Below are 19,452 nucleotides of genomic sequence, written 5' to 3'. Positions count from 1 at the left end.
GGTCAGCTCGTCCAGCCGTCGGGGCTGAAGACGGAGTTCTTGATGTCGGTGTAGAAGTCGAACGACCAGATACCGCCCTCGCGGCCGATCCCCGACTTCCCGTTGCCGCCGAAGGGCGCGCCGAGGTCGCGGACGAAGAAGCAGTTCACCCACACGGTGCCGGCGTCCAGCGCGGCGGAGACCCGCTCAGCCCGCTCGCGGTCGCCCGTGACCAGGGTGGCGGCGAGGCCGAACCGGGTGTTGTTGGCCATCGCGACGCCCTCGGCCTCGTCGGCGAAGGTCTGGATGGTCAGCACCGGACCGAACACCTCCTCGGTGAGAATCTCGCAGCCCGGGGTCGCGTCGACCAGGATCGTCGGACGGAAGTAGAGGCCGCCGAGGTCGTCGTTCGGACCGCCGCCCAGGATCGCGCGGGCGCCGTCGGCCAGGGCCCGCTCGACGAAGCCACGAACGCGTTCGAAGTGCGCACGGGAGACCATCGCGCTGATGTCCGTGGCCTCGTCGCGGGGGTCGCCCTGGACGATCGTCCGGGCCTTGGCCACCACGCGCTCGGTGAACTCCTGGGCGATCGACTCCTGCACGAGGATGCGGAACGCGCCGAGACAGACCTGTCCGGCGTTGTCGAACTGCTCGACGGCGAGGTCGACGGCGAGGTCGAGGTCACAGTCCTCGAACACGAGCAGCGGCGACTTGCCGCCGAGCTCGTAGGACAGCGGGACGATGTTCGGCGCCGCCGCCCTCGAGATGACTCCTGCCGTCGGCACCGAGCCGGTGAACGCCAGCCGGTTGATGCCCGGATGGGCGGTGAGCGGCGCCCCCGCCTCCAGCCCGGTGCCCTGCACGACGTTGAACACACCGGCGGGGACGCCCGCCTCCGCCATGATGTCGGCGAGCAGGCTCGCCGTCAGCGGGGCCCACTCCGGCGGCTTCAGGACGACGGTGTTCCCGGCCGCCAGCGCCGGCCCGATCCGCCAGGTGGCCAGCATCAACGGCGCGTTCCAGGGCGTGATGATCGCGACGACGCCCGCGGGGTCGTAGGTGATGCGCTCGCGGTGGCCGCGAACCTCCATGTCGGGGTGACCGAGCCTCTGCTCGGCGTAGTCGGCGAAGTAGCGGAAGTTCATCGCGACCCGCGGCATCACGCCGCGTCGGTGGCTGCGGATGAGCGCTCCGTTGTCGCGGGTCTCCACGCGGGAGAGGTCCTCGACGCGCTTCTCGACACCGTCGGCCACGCGGCGCAGGATCTCCGAGCGCTCCGCCACCGGCAGCGCGGCCCATGCCGGAAACGCGTCCCGGGCAGCGGCCACGGCCAGGTCGACCTCGGCGGCGCCTCCCGCGGCCACCTGCGCCAGCTCGACCTCGTCGATCGGCGAGACGTCGGCGAAGGTCCGGTCCGAGGCAACCCTGCGGCCGCCGATCCAGTGGCGCAGGTCGACGGGCACGCCCTCGACGTCGGCAGTGTGCTGCGGCATGTGGTCCTCCGGTGCGACCCGGGCGGTACGGGCGCGTCAAGGGGCGGTGACCCCGGGAATGCTCAAGTCGTTCGGGCCCAAACGTACGGGCAAGCCGTCGAGCGGTCAAGGGTCGGGAAAAGCCTGCGGGACGATGGCAACGACGGTCGTACGGGCCCTAAATATCTTGTTCAGACCCTTGACGTCCACCTGTGGTGCACGTCACCCTGCTTTTCATTCGGGGCCTAACGGCCTCGTCGTCCCCCTGCCACGCCACCCCCGGCCATGCCCTCGTGGAGAGACCCCATGACCCAGCTCCAACCCCCGCCGCAGGAGACTCCGGAGACCGCGCTGCACCACGGACGACTCGGCGTCCTGGGCATCGTCTTCTTCGTGGTCGCGGCCGCGGCCCCGCTCGTGGGCATGACCGGTGCCGTCCCGGTCGCCATCGTGCTCGGCAACGGCGCCGCCGCCCCCGGTGCGTACGTCGTCGTCGGCCTCGTCCTCCTCCTCTTCTCGGTCGGGTACGCCGCGATGGCGACCAAGGTCACGAACACGGGCGCCTTCTTCGCCTTCGTCGGACGGGGCCTGGGAATCGTCCCGGGCGTCGGCTCGGCGTTCACCTCACTCGTCGCCTACCTGTCCATCCAGCTGGCCATCTACGGGTTCTTCGGTGCCCTCGTCTCCAGCGAGATGAACGACAAGTTCGGCATCGATCAGCCCTGGTGGCTGTGGACGCTCATCTCGTGGGCGCTGGTGACGGGCCTGTCCGCGCTCTCGGTGGACATCGGCGCCAAGCTCCTGGGCGTCCTGATGACCATCGAGCTGCTGTCCCTCGTGGTGACTGCCTTCGCCGTGCTCCTCTCGGGCGACACGCCCGAGGGGATCGACCTCGCGGCGTCGTTCTCGCCGACCAACATCTTCGCCGGCGGCCTGGCGAGCACGGCAGGCATCGCGCTGGCCTTCGCGTTCGCGTCCTACATCGGCTTCGAGGCAACGGCGATCTACGGCGAGGAGTCGAAGGACGCCCACCGCACCGTGCCGCGGGCGACCTACCTGGCCGTCGTCATGATCACGGTCATCTTCGGCTTCACCGCCTTCGCGATCGTGACGGGCCTCGGCTCCTCCACGGTGATCGACCGCACGGTCGAGCTCTCGACCGTCGACGGCACGCCCCTGGCCAACCCGGCGGGGGTGCTGTTCGGCGTGGCCGACCAGTACGTCGGATCCTGGATCGTCGACCTGATGAGCTGGCTGGTGATCTCCTCGCTCTTCGCCGGTCTCCTGGCCTTCCAGAACTCGGCCGCCCGCTACTTCTACTCGATGGGTCGCGCCGGCGTGCTGCCGTCCTCGCTCGACCGCGTCAACGGCCGCGGGGCGCCCTGGACGGGAACCGTCACGACCTCGGTGATCACCTTGGTCGTCATCCTGGTCTTCTGGATCGGTGACAAGGACCCGGTCCTGAACCTCTTCTACTGGTTCTCCGGGCTCGCCGTGCTGGCCATCGTCTTCGTCGAGATCCTGGTGTCGGTGGCAGTGATCGCGTTCTTCTCGCGGCACCGGGAGGGCGTCTCGATCTTCACCTCGATCGTCGCGCCGCTCGCCTCGATCCTCGGCCTCGCCGTCGGTCTGTGGCTCCTGGCCTCCCGCTTCGCCCTCCTCGCCGGCACGGTGAAGGAGGGGGTCGACCCGACGGCCGAGCCGTGGGGCCTCAACACGACAGGCTGGGTGCTCGTGCTCCTGCCCTTCGTGACCTTCGCCGTCGGCATGCTCGTGGGCAAGCTCCGGGTCCGCACCGAGAACGAGGACGCGGTCGCGGACCTCGTCACCTGACCTGTGCAGGAACCCCACGCTGACCCGCCGACGCCCAGCCGGCGGGTCAGCGTGATCTCGGACCAGGGCGTGTCAGGCGTGGCCGTCGAACATGGAGGTCACGGACCCGTCCTCGAACACCTCACGGATCGCGCGGGCGAGCAGCGGCGCGATCGACAGGCAGGTGAGCTTGTCGAAGTGCCGGTCGTCGCTGAGCGGCAGCGTGTTGGTGACCACGATCTCGGTGGCGGCGCTGTTCTTGAGCCGGTCGACGGCGGGCTCCGAGAGCAGCGCGTGGGTGGCGGCGATGACCACGCCGGCGGCGCCGTCGGCCATCAGGGCCTCGGCCGCGGCGACGATCGTGCCGGCGGTGTCGATCATGTCGTCGACCAGCACGCAGATCCGGCCGTCGACCTGGCCCACGACGCGGTTGGCGCTGACCTCGTTGGGCCGGTCGATGTTGCGGGTCTTGTGGATGAACGCCAGCGGCGCGCCGCCGAGGCGGGCCGACCAGCGCTCGGCGACCTTGATCCGGCCGGCGTCCGGCGAGACCACGGCGAGCGGCTGGTCGCCGTACTTCTCGCGGACGTACTCGGCCAGGATCGGCAGGGCCATCAGGTGGTCGACGGGGCCGTCGAAGAAGCCCTGGATCTGGTCGGCGTGCAGGTCGACGGTGATCAGCCGGTCGGCGCCGGCGGTCTTGAACAGGTCGGCGATCAGGCGCGCCGAGATCGGCTCGCGGCCGCGGTGCTTCTTGTCCTGGCGGGCATAGCCGTAGAACGGCATGACCACGGTGATCCGCTTGGCCGAGGCCCTCTTGAGGGCGTCGACCATGATCAGGTGCTCCATGATCCACTCGTTGATCGGAGCGGTGTGGCTCTGGATCACGAACGCGTCGCAGCCGCGCACGGACTCCTCGTAGCGCACGTAGATCTCGGAGTTCGCGAACTCGTACGCCGACTGCGGCACCAGGCCGGTCCCCAGCAGGTGGGCGACCTCCTCGGAGAGGACCGGGTGAGCCCTCCCGCTGAAGACCATCAGGTTCTTCTCGGTGGTCCGCTTCATTCCGCTCACGGTTGGTGGCTCCTCGATCGCCGGTCGGGTCCGATCAGGATTCTCCACCACCGTCGTCGGTCTGCCCAACTCCGCCACGACCCCCGTGAGACACATCTCGTCCACCGGACGTTCCACCGCCGGACTCCCCCGCCCCAGCGGCCCCAGCAGCCCCGAGGGCCCGCTCCGCCGCGTCGGCCTGGGCGGTCCCGGCCCGCCGGGCGAACACCCAGTGCTCGAGGTTGCGCTGCGTCCCGGCCGACACCGCGAGCGCGCCCGGCGGTACGTCGCGACGCACGACCGTGCCGCCCGCCGTGCTGGCGCCGTCCCCGATCGTGACCGGGGCGACGAAGGTGTTGTTGGCGCCGGTGCGGGCGTGGCGCCCGACCGTGGTGCGGTGCTTGTCGACGCCGTCGTAGTTGGCCACGATCGTGCCCGCGCCGATGTTGGTGCCCTCGCCGACCTCGGCGTCCCCGACGTAGGACAGGTGCGGCACCTTGGCGCCGTCGCCGATGTCGGCGTTCTTGGTCTCGACGAAGGCGCCGATCTTGCCGCCCGCGCCGAGGCGGGTGCCGGGGCGCAGGTAGGAGAAGGGCCCGACGTTCGCGCCGGCGCCGATCACCGCGAGCTGGGCGTGGGTGCGCACGACGCGGGCGCCCTCGCCGACCTCGCAGTCCTGCAGCGTCGTGTCGGGGCCGACCACGGCGTCCTCGGCGACGACGGTGGCGCCGAGCAGCTGGGTGCCGGGCAGCAGGGTGACGTCGGGGGCGAGCACCACGTCGGCGTCGACCCAGGTCGTCGCGGGGTCCATCACGGTGACGCCGTCGCGCATCCAGCGCTCGAGGATCCGGCGGTTGAGCTCGCGGCCGAGGTCGGCGAGCTGGACGCGGTCGTTGGCGCCCTCGGTCTGGCGGACGTCGTCGAGCACGTGCGCCCCGACGGCGAGGCCGGCCGTGCGGGCCAGCCCGACGGTGTCGGTCAGGTAGTACTCGCCCTTGGCGTTGTCGTTGGTCAGGCGCGGCAGTGCGTCGACGAGGAACGTCGCGTCGAAGGCCAGGATGCCGCTGTTGATCTCGCGGATCGCCCGCTGCTCGTCGTCGGCGTCCTTCTCCTCGACGATCGCGGCGACGAGCCCGTCCGGGTCGCGCACGATCCGGCCGTAGCCGTGGGGGTCGGCCACCACACCGGTCAGGATGCTCACCGCGCGCCCGGACGCCGCGTGGTCCTCGGCGAACGCGCGCAGGCTCTCGCCGCGCAGCAGCGGGGTGTCGCCCGCCGCGACGAGCACGGTGCCGCTCGTCGTACCGGCGGCCTCGACGGCCACCCGGACGGCGTGCCCGGTGCCGTCCTGGGTCTCCTGCACCGCGAGCACGACGTCGGGCACCAGCGACCGGATGTGCGCGCCCACCTCGTCGCGCTGGTGGCCGACCACCGCCACCACCCGGTCGGGGCCCACCTCCTGCACCGCGGCGAGCACGTGCCCGACCATGGTCCGCCCCCCGATCGGGTGCAGCACCTTCATGGTCTTGGACTTCATCCGGGTGCCACCGCCGGCAGCGAGGACGACGACAGTCAGCTCGTTCACCATGCTCCCCGGGTAGGAGTCGAACCTACGTCGCTGGTCCTGATGCAAAGTCGCCACAGAGTGACCGACCTGACCCGAACTCGCCCGTTCCTCCGGCGGGGACTACCTCTGTCGACCGACCCTATCTGTGCGCCCACGGCCCTGGGGTGGAGATCTCTGGCACGACAACCGCGCCATGCGGCGTGCAGCTGCGCGCATGCGTCAGTCCTGAGAGCACTGGCTCTTGAGTCCTGCCCCAGGCCTCAGCCAGAGCCGAGGTCCCAGCCAATGATTCACCCAAGGGCGGATAGAACGTGTTGATGTCACGCCGCCAGGCGACCCCGTGCAATCGCTCGAGAGCGTGGAACGCAGCAGTGCGCATCAGGCCCAGTGAGTGTGTGCTCACCCGCTGCACCGCGAAGCGGCCCAGTTCTGAGCAACGCTGGACCTGGACCACTTCCCGCGAGTAGCGCACGGGCAGGAGCGAGGGGAACGCTGGGGAAGACACACCGAGCCGAAGCCCGTGGATCAGCGCCGACCCGGATAGACGTTGCCCTTCAGCACCACGCGACTCTGGTTGTCTCCCCGGTAGCGGTACCACACGACAACAGCGGTGTCGTCTGGTCCGATCGAGGCATTCATGAGGGGCCCCATCTTGGAACCAAGGATGGTTGCCCTCGGCCATGGTGTGCTCGAGTTGCGCCAGCTGGCCAGGACATGGCCCCCGGCCTGCCAAGCGGCGACAGCTTCGCCCGTCGGGTTGACAGCCAACGTGGCACCCCAGCCACGCGGACCGATTCTGGTCCGGTCGTGCCAGGACCCCGAACGCGGACGCGACATGGTGAAGGTCCCCTGGCTCTTTGTCCCCGCGCAGAGAACCGTCGCGGTCCCGGTGTCATCGACGCCTAGCCCGAGCAACTCACCGCGACGACGGACAGTCTGCACATGGCCCCAAGCCCTGCCGACGGGCTTGGTCCTGCTCGCGACCCCCTTGGTCCGAGGCCACGCGGCGGTGACCTGTCCCCACGTCGTTGCCGCCAGTTGAGGTGTCCATGACACCGCGTGACCCTCCGCCGTCAGCCGGACCCGACCACGCCAGGCGCCTCCTGCTGGCTTGCTGCGCACGTATGCCGGCCCCTTCTGCATGTATCCGGGGTGTGACCAACCGACCATGACATTCCCGCCTCCGTACACGACCCCGACCGGAGAGCGGACCAAGCAGTACATACCAGGCCCCAAAGATGGGTTGCACCAGCCGTGGACCCTCTGCAAGGGACCGGCAAGTGCGAAGGGCCGACGCCACGTCGCAGAAGGTGGCCGAACGACGGCGACCGCCTTGACCTTGTTCACCGTGAAGTCGTCGACGCAGCTGCGGCAGCGTCCCACCCGTCCACGCCAGAAGGTGACCAACGCTGTCCCCTCAGCCCCTACCGCGAGATCGAGGTGGCTCACGATCGCATGGCGAGGAGGAACGCGCGCGACACGAACAGGACCAGTCCAGTCGGCGCCGCGTGACCGCCGCATGGCCATGACCCTGTGGCCCTGCTCCCACGCAACCACGGTGGTACCGCGCGCGTCTACGGCAACCTGAGGCCCGGAAGGGGAAGCGGTCGAGGAGCGAAACAGCGTCCGGGACCGGTACCACGGCCCACTGGGTGGTCGGGTCGCCGTCTTGACGGAGTGGCCAGCGGCCCACACCACGCGTGCAGCACCTTGCGGTGTGACCGCGACCGAGGGTGAAGGCTCCCAGAACACATCCCCCCAGGCGGACTGGACCCCGGTCAGCGCGACAGCTGGCGTCCAGCCGTCATCGGAGGCAGCTGTTGACGACACGACCGAGCCGATCAGAGAACTCGCAACGGAGACCAGGGCCACGGCAGTGATGGTGAGGGCTTGGGGGGCGTGGACTCGCACGGTAACCACCTCCGGGTCGGCACGCGAGCTCTCCAGGGCGTCACCTGCACACTGCCGCAGCCGCGCTCGACGTGGTAGTGGCTTATGTCCCAGATGTGAGATGGAGGCGGCCAGCGCCCTCCGGTGAGCCCGGCGGAACTCTCAGGCTTCCGCAAGCACGCGGACACCTACGGCCAGGGCGAGCGGTTCGCGGCCGAGCCGTGGCTCCGGGCCGGGATGCGGCTCACGCTGTGCGGGATGCGGCGCTCCGAGGTGCTGGGCCTGGACTGGCAGCGGGTAGACCCCTGCCGTCTCTGACCTGCACAGACTCTGTGAGGCTTGCTCCCCGGGTAGGAGTCGAACCTACGTCGCTAGTCCTGATTCAAAGTCAGGCGGGCCCTGCCGGCAGACCAACCGGGGATTGCTTGTCCGGTGGCCCGCCTGGCGGGACAGTCCCGCCCGGCAGACCAACCGGGGATTGCTTGTCCTGTGCGGACAGCCCGACTCTAGGAGACCGAGGACACCGAGGGGATCAGCGGTAGCCGTAGCGCCGCATCAGCGGGCCGCAGGCGAGCACGGTCAGGCGTTGCCGCGAGGCGGGCAGCTCGGTGCGCCACTTCTCGTCGAGGCGCAGCGGCATCGGGCCGGTGCTGAAGCGCACCCGGCCGCCGGTCGGGGTGTGGCTGACGGCGCGGTCGACGCCGTCGGGACCGATGAAGGCGAGGTCCTCGTCGGTGGCCTCGCGGCCCGAGAGGCGCATCACCGCGCGCATCGCCTCGCGCGGGTCGCTCACCATGTCCTCGTAGCGCAGGCGCAGCAGCGGTACGCCGCGTCGGCCGAGGCGGTCGATCATCAGGTTGACGCTCCACCAGCGCCGCAGGATCTGGCGCGCGGGCCGCTTCTTGAGGTGGCTGCGGGGGCCGGAGTTCTCCGGCAGCGGCACCTCGCGGCTCCACGAGTTCAGCACCCCGCGCGGGTCGCGGACCATGTGCACGATCCGCAGCCGCACGCCCGGGTCGCGGGCCAGGAGCGCGGCGGTCGAGGGGCGCTTGGTCGAGTCCACCACGATGCCGGCGCCCGAGACCGCGGCGACGGCCCGGTAGACCGCCCGGGTCAGCTCGAGGTAGCGCTCGGTGCGCTCGCGACGCCGACGGGAGAGCCGCGCCAGCGGACCCACCAGCTGGCGCGCCGTGCTGTCGACCTGCGCCTGCAGGCGCAGCACCTCGTCGACGTCGACGCGGTCCCACCCGCCGAAGGCGTGCTCGCCGACGCGGATCCAGAAGTCGCACTCCGAGAACAGGGCGCCGCACGAGCAGCGCTGGTCGCGCTTCACGCCGCCCTGCCAGAGGTAGAACAGCTCGCCCACGTCGCAGTGACCGGGCAGCTGCCCGATCAGCAGGTCGAGCAGCGTCGAGCCGCTGCGCGGCATCCCGCCGACGAAGACGACGTCGACCGCGGCCTCGGACGCCCCGCCCTCGCGGGGCGTGCCCGTCACCGTCTCTGCGTGCACCACGTCGACCTCCAGCCCGGCTGTGTGCTCCGCCCGATCCTCCCGCCCCGGCGGGCCCACCGGGGTCGGCGTGCCGGGCAGTCACCCATCTGGGGTACGCCGCCGCCCCCGCGGGCGGCCGGTAGCGTGAGCGAGGTGGACCTGCCCGTGATGCCGCCCGTCCAGCCCATGCTCGCCAAGTCGGTCGCGGGGATCCCCGACCCGGCGAAGCACGGCGGGCTGAGCTTCGAGCCGAAGTGGGACGGTTTCCGCTGCCTGGTGTTCAAGGACGGCGACGAGGTCGAGCTGGCCAGCCGCAACACCAAGCCGCTCACCCGCTACTTCCCCGAGGTGGTCGCGGCGATGCGCGAGCAGCTGCCGCAGCGGTGCGTGCTCGACGGCGAGCTCTTCGTGGCCCAGACACCGGACGACGGGGCGCAGCGGCTGCAGTTCGAGGTGCTCCAGGAGCGGATCCACCCGGCGAAGTCGCGCGTGGACCTGCTGGCCGAGCAGACGCCCGCCGGCTTCGTCGCCTTCGACCTGCTCGCGCTCGGGGACGCCTCCTACGTCGACCGGCCGTTCGCCGAGCGCCGCGCCGCGCTCGAGGAGGCGCTCGCGGGGCTGGACGGACCCTGCTACCTGACCCGCACCACGACCGACCCGGCGGTGGCCGAGCAGTGGTTCGCGGAGTTCGAGGGCGCCGGTCTCGACGGCGTCGTCGCCAAGCCGCTGGGCGCGCCGTACCAGCAGAACGCGCGGACCATGCTCAAGATCAAGCACGAGCGCACCGCCGACGTCGTCGTCGCGGGCTACCGCGAGCACAAGACGTCGACCCCGGAGCGACCCCTGCTCGGCAGCTTCCTGCTCGGCCTCTACGCCGACGGGGAGCTGCAGCACGTCGGTGTCAGCGCGTCGTTCACCGAGAAGCGCCGCGCCGAGCTGTGGCAGGAGGTGCAGCCGCTCGTCTGCCCGATCGAGGAGCACCCGTGGGGGAAGTGGCAGGAGTGGGCGATCGCCAACCCCGATCGGGTGCCCGGCACCCAGAGCCGGTGGAGCCAGGGCAAGGACCTGTCGTTCACGCCCCTGCGTCCCGAGCTCGTGCTGGAGGTCAAGTACGACCACATGGAGGGCCGGCGGTTCCGGCACACGGCGCACTTCAAGCGGTGGCGACCCGACCGCGACCCCACGTCGTGCGGCTACGACCAGCTCGAGGAGCCGGTGAGCTACGACCTCGCTAGGATCTTGGGTGTCGACGCCCGGAGCGGAGGAAGCAATGCCTGAGGAGCAACCCCAGGACTACGACGTCGTCCTGCTGATCGAGCAGGAGCTCACCGCCGCCGACGCGGCCCAGGTGCGCAGCCTGCACGAGGGGCTCGACGAACCCGTGACCTACCACGTCCTGCTCCCGATGGAGGACGCCGCCGCCCGCGTCGAGGCCGCGATGGGCTCGCTCGGCGCCGGTGAGGTGCTCGGCTCGCCGTCGATGGCGATGCGCGACGTCGACCTCGACGCCGTCCGGCAGGACTGCGTCGACCGCTCGAAGGCCGAGCTCGCGCACACCCTGGAGGCGCTGCGCAAGGCTGGCGCGAACGCGCAGGGCGAGGTCGTCTCCCAGCCCCCGATTGACGCCCTGGCCGCGAAGGTCGCGGAGGTCGACGGCCGCGAGGCGATCATCCTCACCCAGCCGCACGTGGTCTCCGAGTTCTTCCACCTCGACTGGACCTCCCAGGCCCGCCGCAAGATCGGCGTCCCCGTGCTCCACCTGCTCGAGCACGAGAGCTTCGACGAGCAGGCGGGCGGCGGCGAGGGCGTCACCGGCGTCTGAGGGCGGTCAGCTACCTGCTGCTCGCCAGCTCGACCACGATGTCGAGGTGCCCGGCGTGCCGGGCGTACTCCTGGAGCACGTGGAAGCAGATCCACTCGAGCGTGGGCGGGTCGCCGTCGAAGCGCTGGTCCGCCCGGGCGAGCTCGTCGGGCCGGTGGGTGGCCAGCACCTCCGCCGTACGCCGGCCCGTCGCCTCGAGGCGCTCGGCCAGCGCCTCGGCGGTCACGTCGTCCGCCACCTGCCAGCGCCCGTCGCCCCGCCGGCGCCACGGGTCGTCGATGTCCCAGTCGCCCCACGGGTCGCCGACGTCCTCGCCGAGGAAGCTCCACACGAACCAGCGCTGCTCCATGTGCACGCAGTGCGAGAGCAGCTCGAGCGGCGACCAGCCGGACGGCAGCCGGCTGCGCCGGCGCTCGGCCTCGGGGAGGCCGAGGACGCCGTCGGCGATCTGCCGCCGGTAGTGGTCGAGGTACGCCGACCAGAGGTCGCCGGCGTGGTGGTCGGGCTCGTCGTCCTTCATGGTCAGGTCCCCTCGATCCGGTTGCCGTCGTCGTCCCAGTGGGCCGCCACCTTCTTCGACGGCTGCACACGCGGGGGCTCGCCCGGCATCTTGGGGTAGTCGGGCGGGAAGTTCAGCTCGCCGCCGGGCAGCTCCTCCCACAGCCGCAGCAGCGGCTCGAGGGAGTACGACGTGTCGTCGATCGCCGCCCACGGGTCGCCGTCGGCGACCCGGTCGGGCACCGTGAAGAGGTTGAGCTCGCGGGGGTCGGTGAGGCCGGCGAGCTCGTCCCAGGTGACCGGTGTCGAGACCGGGGCGCCGGGCAGCGGGCGCAACGAGTAGGCCGAGGCGATGGTGCGGTCGCGGTTGTTCTGGTTGTAGTCGACGAAGATCCGCTCCCCGCGCTCCTCCTTCCACCAGGCGGTCGTCACGCCGCCGTCGCGACGCTCGAGCTCGCGGCCGAACCCGATCGCGGCGTGGCGCAGGTCGGTGAACTCCCAGCGCGGCTCGATCCGCACGTAGATGTGGACGCCGCGGTTGCCGGAGGTCTTCGGGAAGCCGACGAGCCCGAGCTCCTCGAGCAGCTCGCGGGCCACGCCGGCCACGCGCACCGCGTCGGCGAACGTCGTGCCGGGCTGGGGGTCGAGGTCGATCCGCAGCTCGTCGGGGTGGTCGACGTCGGTGCGGCGCACCGGCCAGGGGTGGAAGACGATCGTGCCCATGTGCGCGCACCACACCGGCACGGCGATCTCGGTCGGGCAGATCTCCTCGGCGGTGCGGCCCGACGGGAAGGTGACCTCCACGGTCTCGAGGTAGTCGGGGGCGCCCTTCGGCACACGCTTCTGGTAGAACGCGTCGGCGTCGCGGTCCTGCGGTCCGGTCGCCAGCTTCATGCCCTCGCGCACGCCGCTCGGCCAGCGCTCCAGCGCCGTCGGTCGGTCGCGGAGCGCGCGCATCAGGCCGTCCTCGACCGACGCGACATACTGCGCGACCATCAGCTTGGTCACCTCGGGCGTCCGGTCGGTCGCCTCGTAGACCACCCGGTCCGGGCTCGACACCCGGACCGCGCGTCCCCCCGCCTCGACCTCGGCTGCGCTCGCCTTCGCCATGGCCCGACCCTAGACGGCACGCCCGGCACCAGCGCGAAACCGCGTCGCGGCCACCGCCGGCGCCTGCCTAGAGTCGGTCCCGTGACCGAGCACCCGGGCCTGACCTTCGCCACCGTCGACGTCGACGCCGAGGAGGGGCCCGAGCACCGGCGGCTGGTCGCCTGGGGCGAGGCGGTCTCGCGCGGCTTCTACCAGCAGCGCTTCGACGACCAGCGGCGCGAGCTGTGGCTGCACCACACCCGCGCGGACGGCGCGGTGCTGCGCGGCGCCTGGCCCGCGACCACCGGGCTCGCCGACCCGGACACGCCGGTCGCGACGTACGCCAGCTGGGCCGGGCGGATCAACGTCGGCGGCGACCGCCTGCTCGACGTCGACATGATCTCCGACATCACCGTCGCCCCGACCCACCGACGCCGCGGGCTGCTGCGGCGGCTGATCACCGACGACCTCCGCGACGCGGCGGCGGCCGGCTTCCCGCTCGCGGTGCTGACGGTCTCCGAGGGCACCATCTACGGTCGTTTCGGCTTCGGCCCGGCCACCCGGCTGCGCGAGGTCGAGGTCGACGTCCGGCACCGGTTCGCGCTGCACTCGCCGCCCGACGAGGGCACGCTGGAGCTGGTCGAGCCCGAGGTCGCCTGGCCGAGCATGCAGCAGGTCTTCGCCCGCCACCTCGAGACCGTGCGCGGTGCGCTCGACCGGCCGAGCTTCTACTCCATGATCCTCACCGGCACCTACGACTGGTTCGAGGGACACCCCGACACCAAGATGCGCGCGGTCGTGCACCTCGACCGCGACGGGCGACCCGACGGCTACGCGGTGTTCAAGCACATCGGCTGGCCCGACGACCGCGCCACCCTCGAGCTCCGCGACCTGCTGGCGCTCTCCCCCGACGTCGACCTCCGGCTGTGGCGGTTCGTCGCCGACCTCGACCTCGTGCACCGGGTCCGCTGGCGGCGCGCGCCGGCGGAGTGGCCGCTGGAGTGGGCGGTCACCGACCCGCGCGTGGTCACGACGACCAAGGTCAACGACATGCTCTGGCTGCGGGTGCTCGACGTGCCCGCCGCGCTGCAGGCCCGGCCCTGGGGGGCGGACGGCGACGTGGTCGTCGAGGTCAGCGACGCGCTCGGCCACGCCGACGGCCGCTGGCGGGTCACGGTGCGCGACGGTGCCGCCGGGGTCGTGCCCAGCACCGACGAGCCCGGCGTGCGGATGACCGCCGACGTGCTCGGCTCGCTCTACCTCGGAGGCGTCGGCGTGCGCACGCTGCACGACGCCCGGCGCCTGGGTGGCTCCCCCGCTGCGGTCGAGACCTTCACCGCGATGGCCGACACCGGCCCCGCGCCGTACTGCACCACGGGCTTCTGACCGTGCGCGCCGTCGTCGTCGACTCTGCCCGCGCGGTGCCGGAGGTCCGGGAGGTGCCCGAGCCCGTCGCTCCGGTGGACGGCGTCGTGGTGGGGGTGCTGGCCACCGGGATGTGCCGCAGCGACTGGCACGGCTGGGCGGGGCACGACGACGACATCACGTTCCCGCACGTGCCGGGCCACGAGCTGGCCGGCGAGGTGGTCGAGGTCGGCGCGGAGGTCACCCGGTGGCAGGTCGGCGATCGGGTGACGGTCCCGTTCGTCTGCGGGTGCGGCCGGTGCCGCTGGTGCGCGGCGGGAGAGGCCCAGGTCTGCCCCGACCAGCAGCAGCCGGGCTTCACCCACGGGGGATCCTTCGCCGAGCGTGTCGCGCTGCACGCGGCCGACACCAACCTCGTCGCCGTCCCCGAGCAGGTCGACATCACGACCGCGGCCGCCCTCGGCTGCCGCTTCGCGACGGCGTACCGGGCGCTGGTCGGCCGGGCCCGGGTCACCGACGGCGAGTGGGTGACCGTGGTCGGCGCCGGCGGCGTCGGGCACAGCGCGGTGATGATCGCCCGGGCGCTGGGGGCCCGGGTGGTCGCGGTCGACCGCAACCCGGAGGCCCTCGCCGTCGCGTCCGAGCTCGGCGCCGAGCACACCCTGCTCGCCGACGGCGTCGACGTCCCCACCGCGGTCGCCGAGCTCACCCACGGCGGCAGCCACGTCGCCGTGGACGCGGTGGGCGCCGAGCAGACCTGCGCCGACGCGATCCTCAGCCTGCGCCGGCGCGGTCGCCACGTCCAGGTCGGGCTGCTGCCGCCGGTCGACGGTCACCCGCGGGTGCCCATGTCACGGGTGATCGGCTGGGAGCTCGACCTGCTGGGCAGCCACGGCATGGCGGCCGCGGACTACCCCGCGATGATCGCGCTCATCGAGCGCGGCGTCCTGCAGCCGCAGCGCCTCGTCGCGCGCACCGTGGGGCTCGACGAGGCGGCGGCCCTGCTCCCCGTGTTCGACCGGACGACCGTGGCCGGCATGACGATGGTCGACCCCGCTCGCTGAGCTACGACAGGCGCGAGTTCGGCTGGAAGGTCGGCCGCCGGTCGGCGTCCTCGCGCGCCGGTCGGACGAACTCGAAGCCGGCAGTCGTCACCAGCCGCCAGTCGTCCCGACGGGCCTGCAGCTCGCGGGCGCAACCGAGGTGCAGCGGCGGCGCGTGGAAGGCGTTGCGGCCCACCTCGGCCTCGGTCCCGACGAACGCCACGGGCCGGCCCAGCGGGCGTCCGCAGGCACCGCAGATCCGGCTCAGGGCGCACTGCGTGACCCGGCGGCCGTCGAGCGAGTCGAGCCCTTCGGCCCAGGCGAACGGCACGGTGGTCACGACCGCGGTCACGACGCCTGCCGCGACCAGGCGCCGAGCTCGGTACGACGCGGCGGGCGCTCGTCGTCCCCGCGTCGCTTGCGGTCGCGCGTGGGGCCGCCCGGCTCCGGTTGGTCGCTCGCGGTGAACCGGTTGGGCAGCGAGAGCTCGAGGATCGTGCGCAGCGCCTGGCCGTACTGCCGGTGGAGCGGGCCGACGGTGTAGGGCAGGTCGTACTTGGCGCACAGCTCCTGCACCCGCACCGAGATCTCGGCGTAGCGGTTGCTCGGCAGGTCGGGGAAGAGGTGGTGCTCGATCTGGAAGCCGAGGTTGCCCGACAGGACGTGCAGCAACGGGCCGCCCTCGAAGTTCGCGGCGCCGAGGACCTGCCGCAGGTACCACTCCGCGCGGGTCTCGCCCTCGATCTCCTCCTCGGTGAAGTGCATCGCACCGTCGGGGAAGTGGCCGCAGAAGATGATCACGTAGGACCACAGGTTGCGCGCGACGTTGGCGGTGAGGTTGGCGGTCAGCGTGCTCTTCCAGTGGCGCCCGGAGAGCGCCGGGTAGACGACGTAGTCCTTGAGCACCTGGTTGCGGCCCTTGCGCCAGATCTGGCGCAGCTGCCGCTTCATCTCCTGCGGGTCCTTCTCGCCCTTGCGGATGCGCTCGAGGTCGAGGTCGTGCAGCGCGACGCCCCACTCGAAGAGGAACGCCAGCAGCGCGTTGTAGACGGGCTGCCCGAGGTTGGCCGGCGACCACTTCTGCTCCCGCGCCATCCGCAGGATGCCGTAGCCGATGTCGTTGTCGTGGCCGAGCACGTTGGTGAACTGGTGGTGCACGTAGTTGTGCGAGTGCTTCCACTGCTCTGCCGGTTGCGCGGTGTCCCACTCCCAGTTGCTGGAGTGGATCTCGGGGTCGTTCATCCAGTCCCACTGGCCGTGCATGACGTTGTGCCCGATCTCCATGTTCTCGAGCACCTTGGCCAGCGCCAGCAGCGACGTGCCGAGCGCCCACGCCGGCCTCCTGTTGCTGGCCAGGAGCGCGACCCGTCCCGCTGCGGCGAGCCCGCGCTGGATCGTGATCAACCGGTTGATGTACGCCGCGTCGGCGGCGCCGCGCGACTCCTCGACCTCGGCGCGGATCGCGTCGAGCTCGCGGCCGAGCTGCTCGACCTCCTCGTCGGTGAGGTGCAGGTACTCCTGGACGTCGCTGATCGCCATGTCTCTCCCTGGTTGCGGGCCCGGTTGCGGGCGGTGGTCAGATGTCGAAGGTGCAGTCGCCCACGGCGGCGGTGACGCAGGTCTGCACCTGCTCGTGGGGCTGGTCGTACTGCTCGCCGTTGCGCAGGTCGCGGACCCTGCCTGCGACGAGGGTGAGCGTGCAGGTGTGGCAGATGCCCATCCGGCAGCCGTAGGGCATGCCGACGCCGACCGACTCGCCGGCCTCGAGCACGGTGGTGGCACCGTCGGCCTCGACGGTCTTTCCGGAGGTGCGGAAGGTGAGGGTGCCGCCCTCTCCGCCGTCACCGCCGAGGTCGAGGGAGAAGCGCTCGAGGTGGAGGCGGTCCTCCAGCCCGGCGTCCCCGAAGTGCGCGGCGACGGCGTCGAGCATCGGGCCGGGGCCACAGGCCCAGGTCTCGCGCTCGCGCCAGTCGGGGCAGATCCGCTCCAGCCCGGCCCCGCCGTCGGCGAGGTCGAGGACGCCGTCGGCGTCGGTGAAGCGTCGGTCGACGACCAGGCCCTCGTGCCTCTCCTCGAGCGCGGCGAGCTCGTCGCGGAAGATCATCCGGTCGGGCGTCGGCGAGGAGTAGTGGAGGACGACGTCGGGCAGGGTGCCGCGACGGTCGAGCGTGCGCAGCATCGCCATCACCGGTGTGATGCCCGAGCCCCCGACGAGGAAGAGCATCCGCGCCGGCGGCGGGTCGGGCAGCACGAAGTCGCCCTCGGGCAGCGCCAGCCGCACGATGGTGCCGGGCTCGAGGCCGTTGACCAGGTGCCCCGAGAGCAGGCCCTCGGGCATGGCCCGCACCGTGATCGCGATCGTGCGCCCTGAGCGTCGCGGCGGTGAGCTGACGGAGTAGGACCGCCACTGGAACCGGCCGTCGACCTGCACGCCGATCCCGACGTACTGCCCGGGGCGGTGGTCGTAGCGCCAGCCCCACCCCGGGCGGATCACGAGCGTCGCCGCGTCGTCGGTCTCGCGGACCACCCGCTCCACGCGGCCGCGCAGCTCGCGCGCCGTCCAGAGCGGGTTGACCAGGCGGAGGTAGTCGTCGGGGTGCAGGGGGGTGGTCAGCCGGGACCCGGCGCGACGGACGCGGTCCCACGGGGCGGTGGCGGTCATGGACTCCCCTCGGTACGCCGGTGCGGGCCGGTACCCGCACTGAGTGAACAGATGTCCACTCACCTCAACGGAGACGTCACCGATTCGTCACGCGGCGCCGCCCGGCCCGCTGGTGCGCTTGGCTACCGTTGCGGGCATGTCCTACAGCGTCGAGAAGACCGACGAGCAGTGGCGTGCGGAGCTCACGCCCGAGGAGTACGCCGTGCTGCGCCAGGCCGGCACCGAGCGCGCCTTCACCGGCGAGTACACCGACACGGAGACGACCGGCGTCTACCGGTGCCGGGCCTGCCGGGCCACGCTCTTCGAGTCCGACACCAAGTTCCACTCCGGCTGCGGCTGGCCGAGCTTCTACCAGCCGATCAGCGACACCATCGAGTACATCGAGGACACCAGCCACGGCATGAAGCGGGTCGAGGTCCGCTGCGCGAATTGCGGCTCGCACCTGGGCCACGTCTTCCCCGACGGCTTCGGCACCCCCACCGGCGACCGCTACTGCATCAACTCGATCAGCCTCACGCTCGAGCCGCGCGAGGGCTGACCGGGCCGCGCCGGAGCCGGCGCTGCCGGCGCTGCCGGCCCCGCCGCGACCACGGCGTCAGAGTCCTGCCCGCAGGACCGCGAGGATCCGGTCGAGCACGCGTGCCAGCCGGCCGAGCTGGCCGCCGAGCCCGCCGTCGAGGAGGCCGACGACCGCGCAGAGCAGGTTGCCGAGCAGGTTGCCCGCCCCGGCGACCGCGTCCACGATCAGCCGGACCCGGTCGAGGTGGACACGGAGGCCCAGCAGGTCGAGGTCGAGCGGCGCGAGCACCAGGTTGAGGACGTCGCAGGTCGCACCCCGGGCAACGGCTCCTGCACCGGCCGTTGACACGGACTGACCGTTGATCCGCTTCACCTTCAGCGTGCGCATGGCGCTGAAGGTGCTCGTGCTGCCGTCGGTGTCGTGGATGACGCCCTCGAGCAGACCCCGGACCTTGACCTTGCCGTTGTCGCGCCGGAAGTCGATCGGGCTGAAGCTCCCGGTCACGGTGCGCCCGTTCCCGGTCTCCCCGACGATGCGCGACGTCAGCGAGCCCTTCCCGTTGTGCGCGACGACGCGCTCGGAGCTGGAGGCGGCGGGCTGGCCGGCCTCGGCGCTGCCGAGTGCCGTCACCCCGAGCGCCACGATCGTGGCCAGCGCCACGACGAAGGCCAGGGGTCGTGCTGTTGCCTGGAACATGGGATTCCCTCCCGAGTAGGTACGGTCACGACGGCCGCCGTGACCGTCGTCGGCCGCGGAGGGAGCGGCCCCGTCGTACCCGGCGGCCCCGGGCGCAAACAAGGAGCACCGGACTGCCCGCGTCGCCACCGACGTCGTCCAGCACCGTCAGCCGCCTGCCTTCAGTCGAAGACGGCCAGCAGCTCGCGCACCGAGGTCTCCGTCTCGGCGGGGTGCCGCAGGTGGAGGTCGACGTGCAGGCGGTAGAGGTTGCGGCGGCCCACCTTGTCCTTGCTGACGTACCCGGCATCCTCCAGGTCGCGCAGGATCCCCTGGGCGGTCCGCTCGGTGATGCCGACCGTGTCGGCGATGTCGCGGATCCTCGCGGCGGGGTCCCGGCTCAGCGCCACCAGCACGTGGCCGTGGTTGCTGAGAAAGGTCCAGGCCCGGGTTCCGTCGTCTGGCATGGCCAGCACTGTAGCCACCCCCGCACTCCGGAGATTTTTTACAGGA

At 71.7% G+C, this 19,452-nt stretch carries 18 protein-coding genes and 1 tRNA gene; 7 read left to right on the top strand and 12 right to left on the bottom strand.

Translation table 11 applies throughout. The features are described from left to right. Positions 1–2: 2 nt before the first annotated feature. Positions 3–1,472 carry an aldehyde dehydrogenase gene (locus ACFPGP_RS14880; RefSeq protein WP_378591436.1) on the bottom strand — a complete coding sequence of 490 codons (1,470 nt, stop codon included), beginning with the start codon at positions 1,470–1,472 and terminating at the stop codon, positions 3–5. 285 nt (positions 1,473–1,757) lie between these two features. On the opposite strand from ACFPGP_RS14880, the gene ACFPGP_RS14875 reads away from it, so the two are divergent. Then, positions 1,758–3,284, top strand: coding sequence for an APC family permease (locus ACFPGP_RS14875; protein ID WP_378591435.1), 1,527 nt, complete (start codon positions 1,758–1,760; stop codon positions 3,282–3,284). Between the two features lie 72 nt (positions 3,285–3,356). Here ACFPGP_RS14875 and ACFPGP_RS14870 read toward each other — a convergent pair whose 3' ends face one another. Together ACFPGP_RS14870 and glmU are read right to left on the bottom strand one after the other, a co-directional pair. Next, complete coding sequence (locus ACFPGP_RS14870) at positions 3,357–4,337, bottom strand: ribose-phosphate diphosphokinase (protein WP_465263266.1); 981 nt, start codon at positions 4,335–4,337, stop codon at positions 3,357–3,359. Positions 4,338–4,371: 34 nt separating this feature from the next. Further along, on the bottom strand, positions 4,372–5,904 hold the full coding sequence (gene glmU / locus ACFPGP_RS14865; RefSeq protein ID WP_378591432.1) for a bifunctional UDP-N-acetylglucosamine diphosphorylase/glucosamine-1-phosphate N-acetyltransferase GlmU: 1,533 nt from the start codon (positions 5,902–5,904) through the stop codon (positions 4,372–4,374). Positions 5,905–7,917: 2,013 nt separating this feature from the next. Between glmU and ACFPGP_RS14860 the strand changes: the two genes are divergently transcribed. Continuing rightward, complete coding sequence (locus ACFPGP_RS14860) at positions 7,918–8,091, top strand: hypothetical protein (RefSeq protein WP_378591431.1); 174 nt, start codon at positions 7,918–7,920, stop codon at positions 8,089–8,091. Between the two features lie 24 nt (positions 8,092–8,115). Here the strand turns inward: ACFPGP_RS14860 and ACFPGP_RS14855 are convergent. Together ACFPGP_RS14855 and ACFPGP_RS14850 are read right to left on the bottom strand one after the other, a co-directional pair. Then, positions 8,116–8,194 (bottom strand) — tRNA-Gln (locus ACFPGP_RS14855). A 111-nt stretch (positions 8,195–8,305) separates the two neighbouring features. After that, on the bottom strand, positions 8,306–9,286 hold the full coding sequence (locus ACFPGP_RS14850; protein ID WP_378591429.1) for a sulfotransferase: 981 nt from the start codon (positions 9,284–9,286) through the stop codon (positions 8,306–8,308). A gap of 132 nt (positions 9,287–9,418) precedes the next feature. Between ACFPGP_RS14850 and ACFPGP_RS14845 the strand changes: the two genes are divergently transcribed. After that, on the top strand, positions 9,419–10,543 hold the full coding sequence (locus ACFPGP_RS14845; RefSeq protein ID WP_378591428.1) for an ATP-dependent DNA ligase: 1,125 nt from the start codon (positions 9,419–9,421) through the stop codon (positions 10,541–10,543). Then, positions 10,536–11,087, top strand: coding sequence for a hypothetical protein (locus ACFPGP_RS14840; protein WP_378591427.1), 552 nt, complete (start codon positions 10,536–10,538; stop codon positions 11,085–11,087). The genes ACFPGP_RS14845 and ACFPGP_RS14840 overlap by 8 nt, the downstream gene beginning before the upstream one ends. Before the next feature lie 10 nt (positions 11,088–11,097). Here the strand turns inward: ACFPGP_RS14840 and ACFPGP_RS14835 are convergent, their stop codons facing one another. Both ACFPGP_RS14835 and ACFPGP_RS14830 read right to left on the bottom strand, forming a co-directional pair. Further along, the gene (locus ACFPGP_RS14835) at positions 11,098–11,607 is read right to left on the bottom strand and encodes a mycothiol transferase (protein WP_378591425.1); all 510 of its coding nucleotides are present in this window, start codon (positions 11,605–11,607) and stop codon (positions 11,098–11,100) included. Between the two features lie 2 nt (positions 11,608–11,609). Beyond that, positions 11,610–12,695, bottom strand: coding sequence for a DNA polymerase domain-containing protein (locus ACFPGP_RS14830; RefSeq protein ID WP_378591424.1), 1,086 nt, complete (start codon positions 12,693–12,695; stop codon positions 11,610–11,612). 81 nt (positions 12,696–12,776) lie between these two features. Between ACFPGP_RS14830 and ACFPGP_RS14825 the strand changes: the two genes are divergently transcribed. Together ACFPGP_RS14825 and ACFPGP_RS14820 are read left to right on the top strand one after the other, a co-directional pair. Then, positions 12,777–14,060, top strand: a complete 1,284-nt coding sequence (locus ACFPGP_RS14825) for a GNAT family N-acetyltransferase (RefSeq protein WP_378591422.1) — start codon at positions 12,777–12,779, stop codon at positions 14,058–14,060. Between the two features lie 2 nt (positions 14,061–14,062). Further along, positions 14,063–15,103, top strand: coding sequence for a zinc-binding dehydrogenase (locus ACFPGP_RS14820; RefSeq protein ID WP_378591421.1), 1,041 nt, complete (start codon positions 14,063–14,065; stop codon positions 15,101–15,103). A 1-nt stretch (position 15,104) separates the two neighbouring features. On the opposite strand, the gene ACFPGP_RS14815 is transcribed toward ACFPGP_RS14820, so the two are convergent. From ACFPGP_RS14815 to ACFPGP_RS14805, 3 genes are read right to left on the bottom strand one after another with little or no spacing between them, the layout of a single operon-like run. Next, positions 15,105–15,434, bottom strand: coding sequence for a hypothetical protein (locus ACFPGP_RS14815; protein WP_378591419.1), 330 nt, complete (start codon positions 15,432–15,434; stop codon positions 15,105–15,107). After that, positions 15,431–16,621 (bottom strand): fatty acid desaturase family protein, encoded by a 1,191-nt coding sequence (locus tag ACFPGP_RS14810; RefSeq protein WP_378591418.1) that lies wholly within the window; start codon positions 16,619–16,621, stop codon positions 15,431–15,433. Before ACFPGP_RS14810 ends, ACFPGP_RS14815 begins: the two co-directional genes overlap by 4 nt. A gap of 37 nt (positions 16,622–16,658) precedes the next feature. After that, positions 16,659–17,744 (bottom strand): ferredoxin reductase, encoded by a 1,086-nt coding sequence (locus ACFPGP_RS14805; RefSeq protein ID WP_378591417.1) that lies wholly within the window; start codon positions 17,742–17,744, stop codon positions 16,659–16,661. 136 nt (positions 17,745–17,880) lie between these two features. On the opposite strand from ACFPGP_RS14805, the gene msrB reads away from it, so the two are divergent. After that, positions 17,881–18,282 (top strand): peptide-methionine (R)-S-oxide reductase MsrB, encoded by a 402-nt coding sequence (gene msrB, locus ACFPGP_RS14800; RefSeq protein ID WP_378591415.1) that lies wholly within the window; start codon positions 17,881–17,883, stop codon positions 18,280–18,282. 57 nt (positions 18,283–18,339) lie between these two features. On the opposite strand, the gene ACFPGP_RS14795 is transcribed toward msrB, so the two are convergent. Beyond that, entirely contained in the window at positions 18,340–18,960 is a 621-nt protein-coding gene (locus ACFPGP_RS14795) for a hypothetical protein (RefSeq protein WP_378591414.1), read from the bottom strand. Positions 18,961–19,121: 161 nt separating this feature from the next. Continuing rightward, entirely contained in the window at positions 19,122–19,406 is a 285-nt protein-coding gene (locus ACFPGP_RS14790) for a helix-turn-helix transcriptional regulator (RefSeq protein ID WP_378591412.1), read from the bottom strand. Positions 19,407–19,452: the final 46 nt, after the last annotated feature.

Origin of the sequence: Nocardioides taihuensis (genome assembly GCF_042657275.1) — a bacterium.
GTDB classification, from domain to species: domain Bacteria; phylum Actinomycetota; class Actinomycetes; order Propionibacteriales; family Nocardioidaceae; genus Nocardioides; species Nocardioides taihuensis.
The sequence above is the reverse complement of the archived record's forward strand: the minus strand, read 5'-3'. Positions and strand labels throughout refer to the sequence as shown.